We start from the raw sequence: 21629 nt of genomic DNA on the forward strand, positions 1-21629 counted from the left end.
GATGCAAAAGCCCGTCTGAGCGTTTGCATCTTGTTAACTTAGTACGTAAAAAAGCGCCGCGCCTAATATCAAACGATAAATAACAAAAGGTAACATACCTACTTTATTTAATAGTATTAAGAAGACATGAATACATAAAATAGCACTAATAAAAGAAACACCAGCACCAAGCATCAATGATCCCCAATCTACATATTGATCCGATAAGATAAATTTAAGTAAATCATATCCAGATGCCATAGAGATAATTGGTACCGACATCAAGAACGAAAAACGAGCTGCAGCGTTACGTGTTAATCCGAGCATCAAGCCTGCTGTAATAGTAATACCTGAACGAGATGTTCCTGGAATCAAAGCTAATGCCTGCGCACAACCTAAAAAGATCGCACCTTTTAATCCTGTCTGGTATTCCGTCTTAATTTGTACCGCTTTAGCATCCGCCCACCAAAGTAAAAGACCAAAAAACACCGTCGTCGTTGCGACTACGTAACCACTACGTAAATATAATTCAATGTAGTCTTTTCCAAAAAATCCAATAAGCGCAGCGGGAATAGTCGCCCAAATGATCCACCAAGCTAATTTACTGTCTTGTGTAGTTTGTTTATGTTTAATCGAGTTAAACCATGCAAATGACATATTGCGTAGATCTTTCTGGAAGTAGATTACCACTGCCGCTAAAGTACCTATGTTTAATACCAAATCAAATGCCAGACCTTGATCTTGCCACCCTAATAAAACAGAAGGTAATAACAAATGTGCAGAACTTGAAATCGGTAAAAACTCAGTTAAACCTTGAATCAAGGCTAGAACGATAACTTCTAAAAAACTCATATTTATCTCTTTTGGTTACTGTGGTGATAGTGGTTCAGTGATAACGGGTGAATCCACTTTCCATAATTTCTGTTTATTAGCAGGGTATTGTGACCATAAAGTATGGTAACTAAGCTTCAAAACAGGGTGTAGTAATGTAGGTGCTAATTCTGCTAACGGTTTTAATACAAATGCATTCAATGTTATTTCTGCACGAGGTAGATCACGACTATTATCAATGACATCGTCATATAATAGTAGGTCCAGATCTAATGTTCTTGGTGCATATTTTAATGCTTTTAATGGTCTGCCTAATTGTATCTCTATAGCTTTTAACTGTGTTATCAGCTCTTCGATAGATAAATCACTGGATAGTTCCACCACTAAATTATAAAAGTGGCTACCATCAAACCCTACCGCCTCGCTTTCATACACATTGGATAACCTTAATTCCCCAAATGCTTGTTGTAATGCTTGTATACCCAAGCGAATATTTTCACGTCGATTGATACTTGAACCGACTCCGATGAAAATATGAGCCATTACTTGGCACCACGCTCGATCTGAACACCTAGGCTTTGTGCTTTAGGTAAAGCACCAGGTTTATGTAAAGTTAACTTAATCCAAGGAACAGCAAATTCTTCCATTATTAGTGCTGCTACTCGTTCAGCCATTGTTTCAATTAACTCAAACTGATTTTGTTGTGCAAATTGGCTAACACGCTCTGAAACACTAAAATAGTTTAATGCTAGATTAATATCATCATCAGCAGCTGCAGGCTTATTATCATGTGCCATTTCTAAATCAAAATAGAGCTTTTGTTGAACGCCCTTTTCCCAACCATACACACCAATTGTGCTGATTACTTGCAGCTGTTTTATAAAAACAATATCCATATTTCTATCCCATCATTGTATTTGGTTTTGATATCACTGCGCTTTTTTTTATTGTCGTTAGCGAGTAGACTCAGGTGTTAACCTGAAAATTATAATTTCTGACCACAGCTTGTATCTGTGGACAATATATAGTTGACTCGCATTTTACCTTAATAGGATGAAATAAGTACCATGATTATACTGGCAACACTTATTTTTAGCATATCAGCCTATTTTCTAGGCGCAGTTAATGGTGCAATTTTATTGTGCAGATATAAAGGATGGACGGATCCTAGAACTCAAGGCTCAAAAAATCCTGGTGCGACTAATATTTTACGCATGCATCATGCACAGGCTGCTAGCTTAGTACTTATTTTTGATCTATTAAAAGGCACAATTCCTGTTTATCTGGCTTATTTCGTTGGTATTCCCCCCTTTGCCATTGGCATTATTGGGATTGCCACTTGTTTAGGGCATATTTTCCCCCCTTACTTTAACTTTAAGGGCGGTAAAGCAGTCGCCACAGGATTAGGGACTTTACTGCCTTTGGGAATGGATATGACAGGGTTAGTCGTTATTACCTGGTTACTGACAGTGGCAATCAGCGGTTACGCGTCTTTGGCCGCCATTATCACCGCAATAGCTGCGCCTGTGTATGTACACCTCATCAAACCAGAGTTTACCTTACCTGTATTGATGTTATCGTGTTTAATCATCTTGCGACATATCAGTAATATTCGCCGTTTACTAACTGGCAAAGAGAAAAAAATAGTTAACTGGAAGCAATAATCAACAGTAAGATTAACCTGTCATTAAGTGCATTTATGATAGGATCTCATTCATTGGAGACAACCGATAAATTGGCTATTTGATCGGTATTATTTATTTTAATTAAAGGACATGCTTATGCGTTTATTACACACTATGTTACGTGTTACCAACTTAGAAAAATCGATCGATTTTTATCAAAATGTGTTGGATATGAAACTATTACGCCAATCAGAAAACTCTGAGTATAAATATACATTAGCGTTTCTTGGTTATGGTGATGAAGTAGATACTACTGTAATCGAATTAACTTATAACTGGGGTACAGATAGTTATGATATGGGTAATGCCTACGGACATATTGCTATCGAAACTGATGATATTTACCAAACCTGTGAAAAGATCAAAAGCTTAGGCGGCGTTATTACCCGCGAACCAGGTCCTGTGAAAGGTGGTTCAACAGTGATTGCCTTTGTTAAAGACCCTGATGGTTACATGATTGAGTTAATTAACAAAAAAGATGCAGGTAAAGGATTAGGGGAAGGATAATATCCACCACTCTTATTTAATATAATGAGTATCATATCCAATCTTTGCTAATAAAAAGGGCTGATAACATTAAATGTTATCAGCCCTTTTTATTCACTGTATTTTTTAGTAAATCTATTTAGGTAAAAAACCAATACGGTCGTAAACTTTAGCTAAAGTCTCAGCGGCACGCTCTCGTGCTTTTTCAGCGCCTACTCGAGCCATTGCTTGTAATGCTTGCTCATCTGCACGTAACTCTTTAAAACGAGCTTGAATTGGCTCTAATAGAGTCACAACAGCATCGGCAGTATCTGATTTCAAGTGGCCATACATCTTATCTTCATATTCAGGGATCAAACTCTCGATAGAGCGGTTTGTTGAACATGATAATAAAGTCAGTAAGTTAGATACACCTGGTTTTTCAGCAGTATCAAAATAGATACGCGCTTGCTCATCAGAGTCTGTCGCAGCGCTTTTAATTTTCTTAGCTATTTTTTTCGGATCTTCCAATAAAGCAATGAAGTTCTTTTCATTGTCATCAGATTTAGACATCTTCTTAGTTGGCTCTTGTAAGCTCATAATGCGTGCACCATGCTCTGGAATAGCAGGCTCAGGTACTACGAAGGTATCGCCATAAGCATTATTAAAGCGAGTCGCGATATCACGTGCTAACTCAAGATGTTGTTTTTGATCGCTACCTACTGGCACGTGCTTTGGACCATACAATAAAATATCAGCAGCCATTAATACAGGGTAGCTATATAGACCAGCATTAATATTAGTCACATTTTTTTGCGACTTATCCTTAAACTGTGTCATGCGGTTTAACTCACCCATTTGCGTATGGCAATTTAAAATCCAAGATAACTCTGCATGTTCAGGCACTTGTGATTGTATAAACATAGTGCTTTTTTGTGGATCAATACCAACAGCTTGGTACATAGCTAAGCCATCATAAATCGCATTACGTAATGCTTTAGGATCTTGACGAACGGTAATCGCATGCAGATCAACCAAACAAAACAAACAGTCATTGGCTTCTTGCATCACTACCCATTGGCGTAGTGCACCCATGTAGTTACCAATCGTTAAGCCGCCTGATGGCTGGCATCCACTTAATACAACGGGTTTAGTCATTTTTCTTTCCTTCATTGCGCTTACAGCAATGTTAATAATTCATCGAAATGGTTAACAATATAATCTGGGTTAATCTGTGCAATCGGTTCGCCAAAATTATAACCATAAGTTAAGGCGATGGTAGATACTTTGGCATTCTGTCCAGCTAAAATATCATTACGCGAATCACCAACCATAACAGTTTGCAAAGCACTAATATTAAAATGCTCACAGGCATATTCGACTTGCATTGGATCTGGCTTATTTCGCGCTAAAGTATCACCGCCTAGAAACAAATCAAAACACCGGTCAATGCCAAAGTAAGCAAGTAATTCAGGTAAGAACTTCTCAGCCTTATTAGTAATGAGCGCTATTTTATAACCTTTATCTTGCAGCTTAAATAAAGTACTTTTTACCGCAGGATATAAGCCAGATTCAGTATTTAAGAATTGCTGATAATATCGTTCAAAAATACTCACAGCACTAGTAAGTAACTCTTGAGAAGACTCAGAACCATTGACGTGAAGTAAACAACGTTCAACCATTTTAGCAATACCATCACCAACCCATGTTTTTACCACTAGGTCATTAACATGAGGCAAAGACAGTTCATCTAGCATTGCATTTAATGATAAACGCAGGTCAGGAACGCTGTTAACTAGTGTTCCATCAAGATCAAAACAGATTAATTTAATATCAGTAAGTTGAGACATAATCAGCTGCTTTTATTTTACTTCAGCTAATTGTTCACGCATCTCGTCAATCACCGCTTTATAATCAGGCTGATTAAAGATAGCGGAACCTGCAACAAACATATCTGCACCGGCTTCTGCGATCTCTTTAATGTTGTCTGTCTTCACTCCACCGTCTACTTGTAAACGAATATCACGGCCACTTTCATCAATTAATTTACGTACTTGACGTAATTTTTCTAATGTATGAGGGATAAATGACTGACCGCCAAAACCAGGATTTACAGACATTAACAATACAACATCCAATTTATCCATTACGTGGGTTAACTGCTCTAAAGACGTTGCTGGATTTAAAACTAAACCAGCTTTACAACCATGATCTTTAATAAGCTGTAAAGATCGATCTACATGCTGTGATGCTTCTGGGTGAAAGGTAATAATAGACGCACCAGCTTTAGCAAATTCAACAATCATAGTATCTACTGGTTGCACCATTAAATGCACATCAATTGGTGCCGTAATACCGAAGTCACGTAGTGCTTTACACACCATTGGACCGATTGTTAGGTTAGGCACGTAATGGTTATCCATCACATCAAAATGTACTACATCAGCACCATCATCTAATACTTTTTGAACATCATCACCCAAACGAGCAAAGTCTGCAGAAAGGATTGAAGGCGCGATTAAATAATCTGTCATAATGGTCTGTTCCTAAATAGAAATAAGCTAAAGTATGAGTAGCCTATTCTACCTAAGCAGGAACTAACACACTAATTTTTATTTGTGATGTTTGCGCTTGATTTAACTTTAGCTGGAAAAAAAGCAAATAATTCGGCAACCGGCTTACGGTCAGTCGATTTACTACTGATAGTTCGCGATACAAATATTTTATCGCACTCAGCATCACGGTATAACTCTTGGGTTAAAGTCGTATCATGATTACTTAACAACACCGCTGCTTTACTTTCACGAGCTAACTTCGCTAATTGAGCTTGATCATCCAAACTAAAGCCTTGCGTCGCATAACTAGTGAAAGAAGCACTTTTACTTAAAGGTACGTATGGCGGATCACAATACAAAACATCACTATCACGTAAATACAAAAATAGTTTTTGGTATGGTTTACAAGTGAATGTAGCTTTTTTTGCTTTTTCAGCAAAGAACAATAGCTCGCTTTCAGGAAAATAGGGTTGCTTATAACGACCAAAAGGTACGTTAAATCCACCACTTTTATTATAACGACATAAGCCATTATAACCGTGGCGATTCATATACAAGAATAATAATGAGCGAAGGTAAACATCATCACTTTTATTAAACTTTTCACGCAATTGATAATAAACGTCTTCCTGATTATATTTTGCTTGAAAATATACTTTAGCATCGCGGATAAACTGTTTAGGTTTACGCTTGATGATTTTATACATTTCAATTAAATCAGGATTAATATCATTCAGAACATACTCATCAAAATCACTGTTTAAAAACACTGATCCTGCTCCAACAAAGGGTTCTATTAATCTATTAGCTTTTGGTAAGCGTGCATTAATTTGTTCAGTTAAGGTAAACTTCCCACCAGCCCATTTTAAAAAGGCTCTATTTTTTTTATTCATTATTTAACCGCAAATCATTGTGTACTGCTTGCCATGACTTTATCCAAGTAGGCATACCTGCAAATGCAGCTGGCAAATTTTTAATGGCCAAATCTGCAGATGCTTTTGATGTGTATTCTCCATAAACGACAACAAACCAAGGTTTATTGTTACGAATAGTTTGGTAGGTAAATACATTTTCTGTTGAATTAAATTTCTGCTTAAAATCTGCTAAATAAGAGCGGGTAGACATAGCTGAAACTTGTATTGTTAGGTTTTTAGGGTTTTTACTCAGCAGAATACTAGGAGCAGTTAGCAAATTATCTGTAGATTGTGTCACTTCAGGCAAGTTCTGTGCTGCCACATTACCTGTTTGCTCTGTATTTTCGGCTATTATTTCTGGTTGAGTATTTTTTATCTGTTCTTGTTGTGTTGTATTGCTTTCTGAATCCTCTACTTTTCTATTGGATCTCAGTAATAATGGTATAGCCTGGTCCTGTATTGCTTGAGGAGCCTCTTCCATTTCATTGTAGGGCTGTTCAACCAATACAGATAACTCTATTAATTGATCATTAGAGATCACCACACGCTGCTCAGTTTCATCAGATAATCCTACTAGGCTTTCATTATTATCAATATCTAAATCGAAACTAGACCATCCACCAGCTAAAGGCTCTATCATAGGAGTTAATTGCTGATTTAATTCGAGCTTAGAAGTACCTGGCATTGATAAATCAGCTACGCCACTCTGTATTTGTTGTTCCGGAATAAATTTAGGATATAAGTAAATTCCAAGTGCTGTAACAATAGCAATCAATGACAGCATCAATAGCGCTGCAGGTAGCCATGTTTTAACCCAAGCATGCTTATCTTCTTTAAAGCCTCCCTGGCTAAGCTCTTCGGCTAACGAAATAATCTTTTTGGGATTGCCTTCGCAAAGATGTAATTGATGATTCAACGCATCTTGATGCTGCAATTTAGCTTGATAACCTATTTGCTGGAAGTTATGGGCTAACAAAGCCGTTGCTTCTTGACTTGTTAATGCGGGTAACACCAGCTCTAATCGATTAATTTTCTTACGTAATCTATCAACTAAGTTTGAGGTAAGGTAACTTAAAAAATTATTAGTAGATACTGGGTCAACTAACAGCATGACATTGACGTTTTTGTTATTAGTTAATTCAAAAGACGCTAATAGCTCACATAATTCAATCAAAAAATCTGTAGGTAAAAGATGCGCATTATCAATAATTAACAAACGATTCTGAGATTGACTAAACTGCTCTTGCAAACGCTCAACTGAATCAACCAATTTATCATGAGCATTAAATAGCGCACGATCAAACAATTGTTCAATCACTTTTTGCCTTAATACAGGAATAGTTGCAACATCAGATAAAGCTAAATAAACCTGCTTTAAATCTGCAGGTAATGTATTCGTTAAGTTTTCTGTGAGTGTCGTTTTACCAGATCCGGTTTCTCCGGTGATAAAAATAAGAGAAGAAGATAGGTATATATGGTGTTGCAGCCGCTCTAAAAGCTGCAACTGTGAAGGAAGCGAAATAAGCGTTCTTTCAACCATAATAAATTAAGATTCTATGACATCGCGAAGTACAATTTCACTCACATTATCAAATAATGCACTGGTACCAATTGACGTTGGTAATACTAAACGTAATTTTCCATCCAACACTTTTTTATCTAGCTGCATATGTTCAGCAAAATGTGCATATTGCATATTTTCTGGAGCTGCTAATGGAAGGTCAAAAGCTTCGATTAAATCGATAATACGATCAACATCATCATGTTCAATTAAGCCTAAAACAAAAGATGTTTCTGCCGCTAATACCATACCTGCAGCAACCGCTTCACCGTGTAACCAATTACCGTAGCCTTGCTCGGCTTCGATCGCATGCCCAAAAGTATGGCCAAGATTTAACAGTGCACGGATACCATGTTCTTTCTCATCTAGTGCAACAACTTCTGCCTTAATCGCACAACAGCGTTTCAGCATATAAATAATAGATGTAGGATCTAACGATTTGATCGCTTCAATGTTTTGTTCAAGCCACTTAAAGAAGTCTTGATCGTATATGATTCCATACTTAATAACTTCAGCCATACCTGCTGCAAACTCTCGTGCAGGTAAGGTTTTTAGGCATTCGATATCAATCACAACCGCTTGCGGCTGATAAAATGCACCAATCATATTCTTACCTAAAGGATGATTCACAGCAGTTTTACCGCCAACAGAAGAATCAACTTGAGATAATAAGGTAGTTGGTATCTGCACAAAGGCTATACCACGTTGGTAACATGCCGCAGCAAAGCCTGCCATATCACCAATTACACCACCGCCTAATGCAATGATAGTAGTGTCACGCGCATGCTTTTTAGCTAATAGTTCACTTAAAATAATTTCAAAAGTGCTTAGATTTTTATGTTGCTCGCCATCCGGTAAAATTACGTCATCGATTTGATAGTCTTTTAATGTATTTTTACAAGCTTCTAAATAAAGCGGTGCAACAACATCATTCGTCACGATCATGACTTTTTTGCCCTTTATCGCACTACTCAACAAGCTAGTATCCGATAACAGATTTGAACCTATCGAGATAGGGTAACTACGATCACCTAGATCAACGAGTAACTTTTCCATTAAAAATCCAATAAGGCTATAATTTGACTTGCAACTACTTTGGCACTTTGCTCGTCAGTTTCAATTGTGTAATCCGCAGCTTCTTCGTAAAGTGCATTACGTTTTTCAGCAAGAGTTTCTAATACTGATTGTGGATCATCTGTTTGTAGAAGTGGTCGACGCTTGTCTTTTAAGGTTCTTGCCAGCTGCTTTTGTACGCTTGTCTTTAAATAAACAACAATACCTCGAGCCGATAAGTGCGTTCTGTTTTCTTGACGAATAACGGCACCACCACCAGTTGCTAAAACAATACCATGTTTTTTAGTTAGCTCATCTAACATCTCTTGTTCGCGGTTTCTGAAACCTTCTTCGCCTTCGACATCAAACACCCAAGCGATATCAGCGCCTGTTTTGCGTTCAATTTCACTATCTGAATCAAGGAAGTCTAAGTGCAGCATTTGTGCTAGTTGACGGCCAATTGTGCTTTTACCAGCCCCCATTGGGCCAATTAAAAATATATTACGCTGTTCTGCCATGTTGAATTTTTACTCAAGTGGTTGATTATTGGGAAGCCCCTTAAAAATTAAAGAGAAGTGCCTTATTATCGCAATTGTTAACAATATATTGCAAGCCATAAAAAAAGAAGCCCGAAGATAAACTTCAGGCTTTTTGAATGTATTAATAAAAATGTAACTTAGTATTTTGTTTGCATCACAATACGTGGTGTAACAAAAATAAGTAACTCTGATTTTGTGTTGTCAGTAACCGAGTTTCTAAAGAAGTAACCTAGATAAGGTATATCACCTAAAACTGGCACCTTACTGATCGTATCCGAGATTTGTTGTTGGTAAATACCACCTAGTACAAGTGTTTCACCATTATCAACTAACACCTGAGTTTGAATCTCTTGTGTATCAATAGATACTGACTCACCATCACTAGTGGTCACTGTTTCACCAACTGAATCTTGAGTAATCACTAAATCTAGGATCAATTTATTGTCCGGTGTTATTTGCGGTGTTACCTGTAAGCTTAATACCGCTTTTTCAAAGCTTACTGTAGTCGCACCCGATGAAGATGATTCAACGTATGGTATTTCAGTACCTTGCTCAATATAAGCAGTCTGTTGATTAAGCGTTGTAATACGTGGACTCGCAATAATCTCAGCTTTACTTTCTTGCTCTAAAGCAGATAACTCTAAATCAAGAATATTACCATTTGCTAATGTCGCAACTTGGAAACCTAATGTACCGGCTGATGAAGCAACAGGTAGATTTACATCTAAAGTATTTAATCTGGAATCAGAGTCCCCAGAACTAGAATCTAATCCCCAACTTACCCCTAAATCTTCCGCAACAGAATCACTAACCGTAACCATTCGCGCTTCAATAACAACTTGGCGAACAGCAACATCTAACACTTCGATAATTTCTTTAACAGAATCAATCACTGCAGCGGTATCTTTAATTAACAGAATATTAGTTCGTGTATCAACGGTCACATTACCACGTTCAGAAAGCAAGCTCGCACTCTGACCTGATAACAATGCAGCAATTGTCTCTGCCTTTGCATAGTTAATTTGAATAAACTCTGAATATAAAGGCGCTAATGCAGCAACTTCATTATTAGACTCTAATTGTTGACGTTCAGAAGCAGCAAGTTCAGATGCTGGTGCAACCATTAATACATTACCGTCCATACGTTTACCTAAACCACGTACTTTTAAGATAATATCTAACGCCTGCTCCCATGGAACGTCGTCTAAGCGGAGAGTAATATTACCGCTTACAGAATCAGTAATAACTAAGTTAAAACCGTTAAAATCAGCGATTAACTGTAACACTGTACGTACAGGAATATCTTGGAAGTTAAGAGAGATAGCCTTACCTTCATATGGAGCTTCAGCTTCGTCTTCTGGTTTCTTTGAAACCTCGATCATGAATAAAGTATCTAGTTGATCGTAGCGATAGTTGTATTCGTCTTTGATGGTAAAAACAAAACGTGTTTTACCATCTTCACGGAAAGTCTCAATTTTATTAACAGTAGTAGCGAAATCAACTACATCCATGATGTACAAAAAATCGTCAGGAATAAAAGTACTTTGAAACTCCACAATAAGTTGTTGGTCGCGGCGTTTAATATCAACAGCAACACTAGAGTTATCTAAATAAACAAACAACTTGCCTTGCCCTTCAGAGCCACGCTTAAAGTCGATATCAGAAATCGTATTAACATAACCTTTTGGACGCTCAATTAATGCAGCTTTACGTGCTTTCTCAGCAGCTTCGCTTAATGTTTTTTGTGCAGTTTGATCACCGGTTTCTTGCAAGATTGCAGCAGCAATTGCTGACTCGGACTCTGTCGCAGCAGACTTTTGTTCAGTATCGCCAAAACGAACCACTAAGTTTTTACCTTGCTCGGCAATATAATAAGGCATTAACTCTTCAATATTGATAGTTAAACGTAACCCTTCGCTCATGCGTTCAGCTTCAACAGTTTTAACACCATTCTTATCGATAGTGATAGAGTTTAATTCAAGCAATGAACTCGCATCTGTAACATCAATAACTAATTTATTAGGACGATAATTTAATTTATCAGTGTAACTGCTAATGGTTTCATTAAATTCAAACTTTAATTCAAACTTCCCTTCCGAGAGTGGATTAACGTTTAATTTAATCAGTTGCGATTCAGCAACTGCAAAAGGAGATAAAATGAACAAAAGGCTACTAATACTTAATAGAGCAATTTGCTTTAGATTTAATAATTTCATGATTTCCGTTTCATCCCTGATTAACTTTATTTTGAGACTAATTTAATCTGTGTGAGGCGTTCTTCCCAACAACCATTTTTATCTGGTGCGAGCTCCAATAGATCAATTTGTTCTTTATTTATTTTTAGTACTTTTCCGTAATTTAACCCTAAATAGTTACCCGGCTTAACACGGTGCACCTCATTACCAGATATTTGCACTAACGCCCATAGCTGGTCGTCTTTAAGTAACGTACCGCGCATTTGCATTTGTCCCAATGAATACATCTCAAGCGCTTGTTTTTTACGTTCAAAATTTGGTTGAGGGCAACTTTTAGGAGTATCCTTTACTTCGGCAATGACTTCAAGCTTAGGTTGAGAAAAAGGATTTCTTCCATCCGCCTGAGTGAAGTTAAGCGTGTCGATTTTTTTCAGCGTAGGCACTTCATTTTTCACTGGGTAAACTTTAGCTTTAGTATCAACAACAAATTGATTTAAGTCTTCGAGGTTTGCCTCAGAACAAGAAAATAATAAAAACACCAGAGGTAAAGGTAATAATTTTTTCATTATTTATTTCCTTTATATTGGTAAGTTTTGGCAACAATATCAAGTATCAACGTATTTTCATCATTATGCTTTAACCGTAAATTATCTAATATCACAATGCGTGGCAAAGCCGCAATGTCTGCTGAAAACTTACCTAACTGCTCATAGGTACCTACCACCTTAATACTTATCGGCACTTCTTCTGCTAACTCTAATTGTTTCTTTACACCCCAATTCAGACTTTTAAATTGCAAGCCGTTATTAGAACCAATAAAGCCGATATCATCTAAAAGGCTAGCCAGCTCTTTTTTGGTCGGTAGTTTGTTTACTAATCCAGCTAAAATCACTTCAATTTCAGTCATTTGTTCGCGGTACGCTTCCAGATTTGAAGACAACGCAGCTTTGACTTTAAATTCATTCTTAAGCGCTAACTCTTTTGCTTCAACTTTATCAAGCTGTTTAAGTTGGTCTTCAATTACGTAATAATAAAAACCACCAATTAATAAAATACAAACAATCGCAATGACCACTGTCTTATGCAATTTAGGCCAACTACCTACATTATCGAAATCCATATCATTAATATGCATGATTACTTCCCGTCTTCATCTTCAGGCAGAACAATAAAGTTCATCGAAAAATTATATAACTTGATAGGCTCTGTCGGACCACTAACAATAGAAGGTAGCGCAGCATCACCTAACCAACCTGAATTATCAATATTTCTTAACATATTACTTACTTGCCCTGTTGAGTCAGATAGCCCTCTCACATCCGCTTTTCCTTTATTAAAAGAAATTGAGTTGGTATAAACACCTGGTGGTGTTACTTCAGGTAACGTATTGAAGAACTTTGTAATTGTATTTCTTTGCTCTTCAAGTTGTTGAATTAAATTAATACGTCTTACCAACTCCGCTTTTTGTTTTTTAATATCACTGATTTCAGCGATACGGCGATCTAAAATGATAGTTTCTGTTTGTAAATATTGATTCCTTTCGTTTTGTGCGTTGATTAAGGAATCTACATACATTTTCCCGGCATAGGACACTCCTAATGCCACTAAAGCACTAATAGCCAATATGATAAAGAACGCTGTTTTCTTCTGTTTTTTATAATTTTCGCGCCATGGCAGTAGATTAATATTCGACATTATGAAACGCCTCTTAATGCTAAACCTAATGCCATCATATATTTAGCACCAGATTCTTTTAATAATTTATTTTCTTCTTTACTTTTACATTCAAGAGCCAGTGAGGGATCCGCAATTTCTACTTCAAATTCAAGTTCATCTTGTAACTGCTTAGCAAGAGACTTCATTAATACACCACCCCCCATCAAAATCAGCTTTTGTACATCAACATTATTAGGTGCGTTAGTGAACATGCGCAAATCAAAACGTAAATGGTTAACCGTCATATTTACAAAAGGGGTAATAACATCAAGCTCAGCATCAATTGGAAGGTCTTCATTAAGTTTAGCCTGTTCAGCTTCTTGGATAGGCATACCGTAACGTTCTGAAAGCATTTGAGTGCACAGCGCGCCACCATGACTTTTGCTGCGGGTAAAAATAACATTACCTTGATATAGAATATTTAACATCATTTGTGTTGCACCGATATCAACTACTGCCACGCCACGGTTATAATCATCAGAAGTCATAATCACCTCTGCTGAACGTGCTAAAGCATGGCTAGCAATATCTACAATTGTTGTTTTTAACCCACTATTATCAACACATTGAGCTTGGGATAACACACGCTCTTTACGAGCTGCACTAACCAAAATGTCATTTAAAGATTTATCACTTTCACTAGGTCCCATAACCTCAAAATCAATAAATATCTCATCCAGTGGAAAAGGAATACTATTTTCAACTTCAATCTCAACGCGAGATTCTAAATCTAGTTCATCTAATGAAGCATTCATTTTCATGACTTTAGTGATAACGTCAGATCCAGTGACTGCAATAGCAACATTTTTAAGGCCGGAAGGAAAACTGTGACGAATTTGTTTAAGGATAGCAGTGATTTTATCGACTTCTTCAAAACGGTTATCGACAATCAAACCTTTTGTTAAAGGCGCTTCAGCGATACCGTCTACGCGATACGTTCCTTGTCCTTTTGAAATCGCAATAGCTTTGATTGAACTTGATCCAAAATCAATCCCAATGACACTGCGAGAACCTAATTTTTTTAATCCAAAAAACATAATTTCCTTGCTACCTATAGCTATAATAAATACTTTTTTAAATTAGTGTATGGTGATAATAAGTTTAATTTCGATAACTTCCAAGCCGATAAGTCACAGTTCGCTCTTTAACTCATAATTTATCACTATATACTACACATCCTATATATCTAACATAAAAGTGACTTAGTCACGATACCGATGGAATTATTTAAATATGATGAAATGGCTCAAAAGACTTTTTTTAGTTGCTATTATATTGATTTTTATTGGCATAGCCGCAGTATTTGTCATTTATTATCAACTTAAATCAGACTTACCTGATGTTACTAGCATTCAAGATATACCTCTACAAGTACCAATGAAAGTACTAAGTAAAGATGGGGAGCTCATTTCTCAATTTGGTGAAAAGCGACGTATCCCATTATTACGCAAAGAAATTCCAGATCAACTAGTAAATGCATTTATTGCTACGGAAGATAGTCGCTTTTACCAACATGTGGGTATGGATCCAATAGGTATCTTACGTGCAGCAAGTGTTTACATTATGTCAGGTAGTGCAAAGCAAGGGGCAAGTACAATCACCCAACAAGTTGCACGAAACTTCTTTTTAAGCAATGAAAAGACAATTCTTCGTAAAGTCCGCGAAATATTTATTGCTATACAGATTGAACAAATCCTCACAAAAGACGAAATATTAATGCTTTATCTTAATAAGATTGCGTTAGGTCATCGCTCTTTTGGTGTAGGTGCTGCGGCACAAGTTTACTTCGGAAAAAATGTATCGGATTTAACTTTATCTGAAATGGCAGTATTAGCAGGTTTACCTAAAGCGCCATCTCGTTTAAACCCTATTTATTCAGTGGAAAATGCCACTGAGCGACGCAATATTGTATTGTTGCGTATGTTAGATGAAGGTTATATCTCACAAAAAGAGTATGAAGATGCACGTAATGAAAAAGTATTAAGTCGTTACCATGGTGCAGAAATTACTTTATCTGCGCATTATGTAGCAGAAATTGCACGTAATAAGCTAATTGAGCTTTATGGTAAAGAAAGAAGCTACAATGAAGGCTTTAATGTTTACACAACGATTACTACTGAAGCGCAGCAAGCTGCTAATAATGCAGTAATAGAAAACTCACACAATTACGATATGCGACACGGTTACCGTGGCCCGACAAAAGTGTTGTGGGAAGATGGCGAAGCTCCGTGGTCTGCAGATAAAATTGCTAAAACGCTCGCTAAAGAAGCAAGCTTCGGAAACTTACAACCTGCAGTGGTTGTTGCAGTCAAAGATAAAAGCATAGAAGTACTCATTAAAGGTGAGTCAGAGAAAAAATCTGCTATTGAATGGGATGGATTAAGCTGGGCACGTGCATTTATAAGTGATTCGAGACAAGGTTTACCACCTAAAAAAGCATCGGATATTGTAAAAGTAGGTGAGCAAATCTGGGTGCGTCAAGTTGACGTTACTAAAGACAAAAAAGTCACAAAACAACTGCAATTATCACAATACCCTGATGTTAGCTCTGCATTTATTTCTTTAAATCCACAGGATGGAGCAATCACTTCATTAGTCGGTGGATATAGCTTTGTACAAAGCAAGTTTAATCGAGCAACGCAAGCTAAGCGTCAAGTCGGCTCTAATATTAAACCATTCATCTATTCAGCAGCGTTAGATAATGGCTATACCTTAGCTACACTCGTTAATGATACACCGATTAACCAATGGAGTGGCAGCGAAGCATGGCGTCCTAAAAACTCCCCTGCTGTCTATGCAGGGCCAATTCGCTTACGCCAAGCGTTAGGGCAATCGAAAAACGTAGTATCAGTGCGCTTAGTTGAAGATATAGGCTTAACGACTGTTATTGATCAACTGACTAAGTTCGGTTTCAATGAAGATGATATGCCAAGAAGTAACTCGCTTGCTTTAGGGTCGGCATCTATGACTCCTATCGATTTAGCTACCGGCTATGCCATCATTGCTAACGGAGGATATAAAGTAGAGCCTTATATTATCGAACGAATTGAAGATGCATACGGTACTATTTTGTACCAAGCAGCACCAAAGATAGCTTGTCCTGAATGTACAAAAGAATACAAAGCACAAGGAGCAGCAATCGAGTCGGACCCTTTAGCTACTAGAACCGTTAATGACCATAATGCTGAAGTTTGTGCTATTTCTCCTGTTGCCAAATCACAAATAGCGGAGTCAGCAATACGTCCTGATACCGCATTTTTGGTACGAGAGCTATTGCGCACCGCAGTATGGGGTGGAGGCAATAGAAAAAATAAAACTAATTGGAATGGTACCGGATGGCGAGCAGCACGTGCTATTGGCAGACAAGATATGGGGGGGAAAACAGGGACAACCAATGATTCGAAAGATGCTTGGTTCTCTGGTTTTGTAGGTAATATGGTCGCTACTTCTTGGGTAGGCTTTGATGACTTTAATCGAGAATTAGGTCGTGCAGCTTACAATAATAACTTGGGTAGAAACCAAGTAGCAGGTGGTGAATTTGGTAGCAGAACAGCGTTACCAGCTTGGAATCTGTTTATGAGCAAAGTGATGAAAGATAAGCCTGAATATAAGCCTAAACGTCCAGCATCTATTACAACAGTACGCATCGATGCTGCAACAGGACTATTAACAACAGCAACTGATAGTTCCACGTTATTTGAATTTTTCAGATACTCTCATATTCCGAAAGATTATGTGCCAGAACCTATGTATAGTGAATCTGATACACAAACCGGCGGTACTATCTATGACGATGAGTTATTTTAGATAAGGGTCGTTAATTAAGAATAAAAGCTTACAATAAATATTGTAGGCTTTTATGAATACTTACTATACATTCAACAGTATTTTATTTATCCATACCACTTAATTGAACATTACGAGGCAGCTATGAGTAACTCATCACCTATTTTACCAACCATATTAAGTAAGAGTGTTGCTGCTTGTAGCCGTTTTTTTAAAATTGAAACATTAAAACTTAAATTCAGCAACGGTGAACAACGTGAATTTGAGCGAATGAAAAGTAGTACACAAGGTGCCGTCTTAATCGTCCCTTTTTATGATGAAGAGACTATCCTGTTAATTCGAGAGTATGCTGCAGGTACCCACAGTTATGAATTAGGCTTTCCAAAAGGTTTAATTGATCCAGGTGAAACAGCGATTCAAGCTGCTAATAGAGAGCTTAAAGAAGAAGTCGGTTATGGAGCAAATGACTTTACTGAATTAAGAAAGGTGGTCATGGCACCGAGTTACTTTAGTAGTGAAATGACGTTATTTATGGCTAAAGATTTATACCCTGAGCGCTTAATAGGTGATGAGCCTGAACCATTAGAAGTGATTAAATGGCCAATCAGTAAAGTAGATGAGTTATTAAACAGGGATGATTTTCAAGAAGCACGTTGTATCAGTGCTTTGTTATGGGTGATGAAAAATCACCGATAATAACTAAAAATAATGGGCAGCCATCAACTGCCCATTTTTTATATTTAATCTATTTAGAATAATCTATTTAAACCATTTAGAGCCGCTACACGGTATGCTTCGGCCATTGTAGGATAATTAAAAGTCGTACGCACAAAGTACTCAATAGTATTACCTGCTCCTTCCTGCTCCATTATTGCCTGACCAATATGAATAATTTCCGCCGCTCTTTCACCAAAACAATGAATACCTAAAATTTCTTTGGTTTCACGATGAAATAAAATCTTCAAACTACCCACATCAGAACCGAGAATTTGTGAACGAGCTAAATCTTTAAATTGTGCTCGACCAACTTCATAAGGGACTTTTTGTTGCGTTAACATTTGCTCTGTTTTACCCACGGAGCTGATCTCTGGAATAGTATAAATACCTGTTGGAATATCTTTAATTAATTTTTTATTACCTTCTCGCGTGATAATTAAGTTGGCAGCAATACGGCCTTGGTCATAAGCAGCACTCGCTAAGCTCGGGTAACCAATCACATCACCCACGGCATAAATATTATCCACAGCCGTTTGATAGTGTTCATTAATTGCTAATTGGCCTCGGCCGTCTGGTGTCAAACCAACAGCTTCAAGATTTAATAAATCAGTATTACCAGTACGTCCATTAGCATAAAGTAAACAATCTGCTTTCATTTTTTTACCTGACTTAAAGTGGATAACTACACCTTCCGATGAAGATTCTACTTTTTTATATTCTTCATCATGACGCAGAATCATGCCTGAGTTTCTAAAATGATAAGATAAAGCATCGGACATTTCAGCATCTAGAAAAGACAACAGCCTGTCCCGTGTATTAATTAAATCAGTTTTGACACTTAACCCTCTAAAAATAGAAGCATATTCACAACCGATGACGCCCGCACCATAAATAACAATATTCTTCGGCTGATAATCCAAAGATAAAATAGTATCACTGTCATAAATATTAGCAGCTTCAAAGTTAATATCTGTAGGATGATAAGGTCGAGATCCAGTAGCAATAATAATATCTTGTGCGGTAATGACTTCTACAGAACCATCGGGATTTTTCACTTTAATTGAATGGTTATCAACAAAAGAAGCTTCGCCAAAATGTAATGTACAGTTATTACGATTATAAAAGCTACTGCGCATTTTGACTTGCTGTCCAATAACTTGCTGAGTGTGGTGAAGCACATCGGCAAAAGTAAAAGCGTGCTTTTGAGGATAGTTATTTGTAAACAATGCATTATTTTTGAGCTCAATCAATTGCGTAACGCTATGACGTAATGCTTTTGAAGGAATGGTTCCCCAATGGGTGCACCCCCCGCCAATATCTCTATACTTTTCTACAACAGCAACGCGTTTACCCGCCTTTGCTAGCTTCATTGCAGCGCCTTCACCACCGGGGCCAGTACCAATAACAATTGCATCATAATCATAATTTACAGTAGCGGCTTTTGGACTTTTGGGTGTAGACATTAGGCAACCTCAAATAGGAAATAAAACTTATATTAACAATTTGATAGCATTTGTCACACATTCTTACAACAATTCGCGGGTTAGGTAAAATTTTTACAACAACTTCAAGATCAGGTGCTAAGCTCTCATCATCGTTATAAAAAACAAGAAATAGGCATGGGTTCATGCTATTTTTAGATTCCAAATAACCAAATTCTAGGAGTGATAAAATGCAAGAAAGCAACATATCGGTAAAATGGTTAATTTATACTTTTTTAATCGGCTTATCGGCTAACGCCTGTTTTTCTATATTAACCATCTCACAAGTAACGTTTTCCATTTTTCCATTTGTAACTTTGTTTTTCGCGATCAGTCATTTTTATCGTTCATACATCAATGAAACGAATAATGAAACGACTATCCGCCCTGCTTGGGCAGCATTTTTTATTGGTATCTTCTCTTATGCCGCTTTCACTGGCGCGTTGTACCCTGAACTAGGGTCTAACTTCCTTTCTATTACTATCACACTCATATTAGCTATTTGGCTAATGTATAAAATGATGTTTGGTGATAAGCACTACTCTGCATAAGTTTAAAAGGTAATATTATGGAATACATTACACGTGACATAGCGCAATCTAAAAAAATTGCGTTAGTTGCACATGATCATATGAAAGATTTACTCATTAATTGGGCTGACAAACGAAAAGCTCAGTTAGCACAGCACGATCTATTTGCTACAGGTACGACCGGGGTTTTACTGCAAAAAAAAACCAGCTTACCCATCCAATGTTTGTTATCCGGCCCAATGGGTGGCGATCAACAACTAGGCTCAAAGATAGCTGAAGGTAACTTAGACCTATTAATCTTTTTCTGGGACCCAATGAATGCAGTTCCTCATGATACAGACGTAAAAGCGCTATTACGTTTAGCTGCTGTCTGGAACATTCCTATTGCTACCAATATCGCAACAGCAGATTTTATTATGGATTCGTACCATATTGATAAAGTCTACGCGACACGTATTCCTGATTATGCAGGTTATTTACGCGAACGAACTACTTAAGGATTAGTGTGCAAAGCTTAACAGATCTCTATATTTATCCAATTAAGTCCACTAAAGGTATTCAATTACCTCAAACATTTGTTGAGGAAAAAGGCTTAACCAACGATAGACGTTATATGCTGGTCGATCTCAATGGTAAATTTATTACTGGTCGAACTCACCCACAATTAACTCAGGTTAGTATAGAGTTTTCTAAAAAAGGGTTGCTAGTTAGTGCGCCAAAGCAGCCTAGTATCTACATTCAGCCTGAACATTTTACTGAGCAGATGCAAACAGTAGAAGTTTGGGCAGATAATATGCAAGCTCAACATTGCCACCCTGATTATGACCAATGGTTTTCAACCTATTTAAAACAAGATTGCCAACTAGTTTATTTTTCAGAGAATACCATTCGTTGTGTCAAGAACCGTACAACTCAAGTTTCATTTGCTGATGGGTATCCACTTTTATTAATCAACCAAGCCTCTGTGGATGAGCTCAATGCTCATTTAGATAAGCCAGTAACTGCCTTACACTTTCGCCCTAACCTTATCGTTAAAGGCGACGTTGCTTTTATTGAAGATACTTGGTTACGCATCAAAATTGGTGAAGTGGAGTTTGAAGTTAGTAAACCCTGCTCTCGCTGTAATTTTACTAATGTTGATCCCTTAACTGGCGTACCAGATTTAGAGCAGCCCCTGAAAACACTGGCAGGCTTTAGATTTCATGAAGGTGATATTGATTTTGGACAAAATTTAATTGCACTCAATCAAGGTGTTATACGTGCTGGCGATACAATACAAGTACTTGAAACACAACAATCTCCAAAATATACATCCATGTTAGGCAATGAAAAGCTTAGCCATAAAGCTATTCAAATGTACTTTTCAAAATCGGACATTAAAGTGGCAGGTAATGACAAAGGTTTATTATTAGATCAAGCTGAAGCTGCTGGTATTAATATTCCATACTCTTGCAGAGGCGGAAAATGTGGCCGTTGTAAAACAAAATTGTTATCGGGCGAAGTAAAAGTCTTAAATAATCAAGGTTTATTTAAAGAAGAGATAGAGGACGGTTATGTGTTAGCTTGTAGCTGTATCCCAACGACTGATATCAGTATCGAACACTAACCTGTGACGGCTGTAA

Annotated in this window: 23 protein-coding genes; 7 read left to right on the plus strand and 16 right to left on the minus strand. The window is 37.2% G+C overall.

The window, feature by feature from the left end; genetic code table 11:
- Window positions 1-33 precede the first annotated feature (33 nt).
- From V5290_RS10025 to folB, 3 genes are read right to left on the minus strand one after another with little or no spacing between them, the layout of a single operon-like run.
- Complete coding sequence (locus tag V5290_RS10025) at window positions 34-831, minus strand: undecaprenyl-diphosphate phosphatase (protein WP_333384867.1); 798 nt, start codon at window positions 829-831, stop codon at window positions 34-36.
- 15 nt (window positions 832-846) lie between these two features.
- Window positions 847-1353 carry a 2-amino-4-hydroxy-6-hydroxymethyldihydropteridine diphosphokinase gene (gene folK / locus V5290_RS10030; protein ID WP_333384869.1) on the minus strand — a complete coding sequence of 169 codons (507 nt, stop codon included), beginning with the start codon at window positions 1351-1353 and terminating at the stop codon, window positions 847-849.
- The gene (folB, locus tag V5290_RS10035) at window positions 1353-1706 is read right to left on the minus strand and encodes a dihydroneopterin aldolase (RefSeq protein WP_333384873.1); all 354 of its coding nucleotides are present in this window, start codon (window positions 1704-1706) and stop codon (window positions 1353-1355) included. The genes folK and folB overlap by 1 nt, the downstream gene beginning before the upstream one ends.
- 171 nt (window positions 1707-1877) lie before the next feature.
- On the opposite strand from folB, the gene plsY reads away from it, so the two are divergent.
- Together plsY and gloA are read left to right on the plus strand one after the other, a co-directional pair.
- Window positions 1878-2474: a glycerol-3-phosphate 1-O-acyltransferase PlsY gene (gene plsY / locus V5290_RS10040; protein ID WP_333384876.1), complete on the plus strand. Its 597-nt coding sequence runs from the start codon at window positions 1878-1880 to the stop codon at window positions 2472-2474.
- A gap of 117 nt (window positions 2475-2591) precedes the next feature.
- On the plus strand, window positions 2592-3002 hold the full coding sequence (gene gloA / locus V5290_RS10045) for a lactoylglutathione lyase (RefSeq protein WP_333384879.1): 411 nt from the start codon (window positions 2592-2594) through the stop codon (window positions 3000-3002).
- 114 nt (window positions 3003-3116) lie between these two features.
- On the opposite strand, the gene trpS is transcribed toward gloA, so the two are convergent.
- From trpS to pilM, 12 genes are all read right to left on the minus strand, one after another.
- Window positions 3117-4118, minus strand: coding sequence for a tryptophan--tRNA ligase (trpS, locus tag V5290_RS10050; RefSeq protein ID WP_333384882.1), 1002 nt, complete (start codon window positions 4116-4118; stop codon window positions 3117-3119).
- A 20-nt stretch (window positions 4119-4138) separates the two neighbouring features.
- The gene (locus V5290_RS10055; RefSeq protein ID WP_333384885.1) at window positions 4139-4810 is read right to left on the minus strand and encodes a phosphoglycolate phosphatase; all 672 of its coding nucleotides are present in this window, start codon (window positions 4808-4810) and stop codon (window positions 4139-4141) included.
- 12 nt (window positions 4811-4822) lie between these two features.
- Complete coding sequence (gene rpe, locus V5290_RS10060; protein WP_333384887.1) at window positions 4823-5494, minus strand: ribulose-phosphate 3-epimerase; 672 nt, start codon at window positions 5492-5494, stop codon at window positions 4823-4825.
- Window positions 5495-5565: 71 nt separating this feature from the next.
- On the minus strand, window positions 5566-6408 hold the full coding sequence (locus V5290_RS10065) for a Dam family site-specific DNA-(adenine-N6)-methyltransferase (protein WP_333384891.1): 843 nt from the start codon (window positions 6406-6408) through the stop codon (window positions 5566-5568).
- On the minus strand, window positions 6401-7969 hold the full coding sequence (locus V5290_RS10070; RefSeq protein ID WP_333384894.1) for an SPOR domain-containing protein: 1569 nt from the start codon (window positions 7967-7969) through the stop codon (window positions 6401-6403). The genes V5290_RS10065 and V5290_RS10070 overlap by 8 nt, the downstream gene beginning before the upstream one ends.
- A gap of 6 nt (window positions 7970-7975) precedes the next feature.
- Complete coding sequence (gene aroB, locus V5290_RS10075) at window positions 7976-9046, minus strand: 3-dehydroquinate synthase (RefSeq protein ID WP_333384897.1); 1071 nt, start codon at window positions 9044-9046, stop codon at window positions 7976-7978.
- Complete coding sequence (aroK, locus tag V5290_RS10080) at window positions 9046-9561, minus strand: shikimate kinase AroK (protein ID WP_113819341.1); 516 nt, start codon at window positions 9559-9561, stop codon at window positions 9046-9048. Before aroK ends, aroB begins: the two co-directional genes overlap by 1 nt.
- 158 nt (window positions 9562-9719) lie before the next feature.
- Window positions 9720-11798: a type IV pilus secretin PilQ family protein gene (locus tag V5290_RS10085; RefSeq protein ID WP_333384903.1), complete on the minus strand. Its 2079-nt coding sequence runs from the start codon at window positions 11796-11798 to the stop codon at window positions 9720-9722.
- Window positions 11799-11824: 26 nt separating this feature from the next.
- Window positions 11825-12343 carry a pilus assembly protein PilP gene (locus V5290_RS10090; protein ID WP_333384906.1) on the minus strand — a complete coding sequence of 173 codons (519 nt, stop codon included), beginning with the start codon at window positions 12341-12343 and terminating at the stop codon, window positions 11825-11827.
- A complete protein-coding gene (locus tag V5290_RS10095; RefSeq protein WP_333384909.1) occupies window positions 12343-12912 on the minus strand; it encodes a type 4a pilus biogenesis protein PilO in 570 nt (189 codons plus the stop codon). Before V5290_RS10095 ends, V5290_RS10090 begins: the two co-directional genes overlap by 1 nt.
- A gap of 2 nt (window positions 12913-12914) precedes the next feature.
- Window positions 12915-13472: a PilN domain-containing protein gene (locus tag V5290_RS10100; RefSeq protein WP_333384912.1), complete on the minus strand. Its 558-nt coding sequence runs from the start codon at window positions 13470-13472 to the stop codon at window positions 12915-12917.
- Window positions 13472-14530 (minus strand): type IV pilus assembly protein PilM, encoded by a 1059-nt coding sequence (pilM, locus tag V5290_RS10105; protein WP_333384916.1) that lies wholly within the window; start codon window positions 14528-14530, stop codon window positions 13472-13474. The genes V5290_RS10100 and pilM overlap by 1 nt, the downstream gene beginning before the upstream one ends.
- Before the next feature lie 199 nt (window positions 14531-14729).
- Here pilM and V5290_RS10110 point away from each other — a divergent pair, with 199 nt between their 5' ends.
- Both V5290_RS10110 and nudE read left to right on the plus strand, forming a co-directional pair.
- On the plus strand, window positions 14730-17300 hold the full coding sequence (locus V5290_RS10110; protein WP_333385065.1) for a PBP1A family penicillin-binding protein: 2571 nt from the start codon (window positions 14730-14732) through the stop codon (window positions 17298-17300).
- 123 nt (window positions 17301-17423) lie between these two features.
- Window positions 17424-17975 (plus strand): ADP compounds hydrolase NudE, encoded by a 552-nt coding sequence (nudE, locus tag V5290_RS10115; protein ID WP_333384919.1) that lies wholly within the window; start codon window positions 17424-17426, stop codon window positions 17973-17975.
- 53 nt (window positions 17976-18028) lie between these two features.
- Here the strand turns inward: nudE and sthA are convergent, their stop codons facing one another.
- Window positions 18029-19459, minus strand: coding sequence for a Si-specific NAD(P)(+) transhydrogenase (gene sthA / locus V5290_RS10120; RefSeq protein WP_333384922.1), 1431 nt, complete (start codon window positions 19457-19459; stop codon window positions 18029-18031).
- Window positions 19460-19668: 209 nt separating this feature from the next.
- On the opposite strand from sthA, the gene V5290_RS10125 reads away from it, so the two are divergent.
- From V5290_RS10125 to V5290_RS10135, 3 genes are read left to right on the plus strand one after another with little or no spacing between them, the layout of a single operon-like run.
- A complete protein-coding gene (locus V5290_RS10125; protein ID WP_333384925.1) occupies window positions 19669-20028 on the plus strand; it encodes a YijD family membrane protein in 360 nt (119 codons plus the stop codon).
- A gap of 17 nt (window positions 20029-20045) precedes the next feature.
- Window positions 20046-20504 (plus strand): methylglyoxal synthase, encoded by a 459-nt coding sequence (locus tag V5290_RS10130; protein WP_333384928.1) that lies wholly within the window; start codon window positions 20046-20048, stop codon window positions 20502-20504.
- An 8-nt stretch (window positions 20505-20512) separates the two neighbouring features.
- A complete protein-coding gene (locus tag V5290_RS10135) occupies window positions 20513-21613 on the plus strand; it encodes a YcbX family protein (RefSeq protein WP_333384931.1) in 1101 nt (366 codons plus the stop codon).
- Window positions 21614-21629: the final 16 nt, after the last annotated feature.

The organism is Psychromonas arctica (genome assembly GCF_036697365.1).
Lineage (GTDB): Bacteria > Pseudomonadota > Gammaproteobacteria > Enterobacterales > Psychromonadaceae > Psychromonas > Psychromonas arctica_A.

Bases quoted from the DNA above. Each gene is read 5' to 3' on its own strand.
- V5290_RS10025 (WP_333384867.1), bottom strand. From the start codon at position 831: ATGAGTTTTTTAGAAGTTATCGTTCTAGCCTTGATTCAAGGTTTAACT.
- folK (WP_333384869.1), bottom strand. From the start codon at position 1,353: ATGGCTCATATTTTCATCGGAGTCGGTTCAAGTATCAATCGACGTGAA.
- folB (WP_333384873.1), bottom strand. From the start codon at position 1,706: ATGGATATTGTTTTTATAAAACAGCTGCAAGTAATCAGCACAATTGGT.
- plsY (WP_333384876.1), top strand. From the start codon at position 1,878: ATGATTATACTGGCAACACTTATTTTTAGCATATCAGCCTATTTTCTA.
- gloA (WP_333384879.1), top strand. From the start codon at position 2,592: ATGCGTTTATTACACACTATGTTACGTGTTACCAACTTAGAAAAATCG.
- trpS (WP_333384882.1), bottom strand. From the start codon at position 4,118: ATGACTAAACCCGTTGTATTAAGTGGATGCCAGCCATCAGGCGGCTTA.
- V5290_RS10055 (WP_333384885.1), bottom strand. From the start codon at position 4,810: ATGTCTCAACTTACTGATATTAAATTAATCTGTTTTGATCTTGATGGA.
- rpe (WP_333384887.1), bottom strand. From the start codon at position 5,494: ATGACAGATTATTTAATCGCGCCTTCAATCCTTTCTGCAGACTTTGCT.
- V5290_RS10065 (WP_333384891.1), bottom strand. From the start codon at position 6,408: ATGAATAAAAAAAATAGAGCCTTTTTAAAATGGGCTGGTGGGAAGTTT.
- V5290_RS10070 (WP_333384894.1), bottom strand. From the start codon at position 7,969: ATGGTTGAAAGAACGCTTATTTCGCTTCCTTCACAGTTGCAGCTTTTA.
- aroB (WP_333384897.1), bottom strand. From the start codon at position 9,046: ATGGAAAAGTTACTCGTTGATCTAGGTGATCGTAGTTACCCTATCTCG.
- aroK (WP_113819341.1), bottom strand. From the start codon at position 9,561: ATGGCAGAACAGCGTAATATATTTTTAATTGGCCCAATGGGGGCTGGT.
- V5290_RS10085 (WP_333384903.1), bottom strand. From the start codon at position 11,798: ATGAAATTATTAAATCTAAAGCAAATTGCTCTATTAAGTATTAGTAGC.
- V5290_RS10090 (WP_333384906.1), bottom strand. From the start codon at position 12,343: ATGAAAAAATTATTACCTTTACCTCTGGTGTTTTTATTATTTTCTTGT.
- V5290_RS10095 (WP_333384909.1), bottom strand. From the start codon at position 12,912: ATGCATATTAATGATATGGATTTCGATAATGTAGGTAGTTGGCCTAAA.
- V5290_RS10100 (WP_333384912.1), bottom strand. From the start codon at position 13,472: ATGTCGAATATTAATCTACTGCCATGGCGCGAAAATTATAAAAAACAG.
- pilM (WP_333384916.1), bottom strand. From the start codon at position 14,530: ATGTTTTTTGGATTAAAAAAATTAGGTTCTCGCAGTGTCATTGGGATT.
- V5290_RS10110 (WP_333385065.1), top strand. From the start codon at position 14,730: ATGAAATGGCTCAAAAGACTTTTTTTAGTTGCTATTATATTGATTTTT.
- nudE (WP_333384919.1), top strand. From the start codon at position 17,424: ATGAGTAACTCATCACCTATTTTACCAACCATATTAAGTAAGAGTGTT.
- sthA (WP_333384922.1), bottom strand. From the start codon at position 19,459: ATGTCTACACCCAAAAGTCCAAAAGCCGCTACTGTAAATTATGATTAT.
- V5290_RS10125 (WP_333384925.1), top strand. From the start codon at position 19,669: ATGCAAGAAAGCAACATATCGGTAAAATGGTTAATTTATACTTTTTTA.
- V5290_RS10130 (WP_333384928.1), top strand. From the start codon at position 20,046: ATGGAATACATTACACGTGACATAGCGCAATCTAAAAAAATTGCGTTA.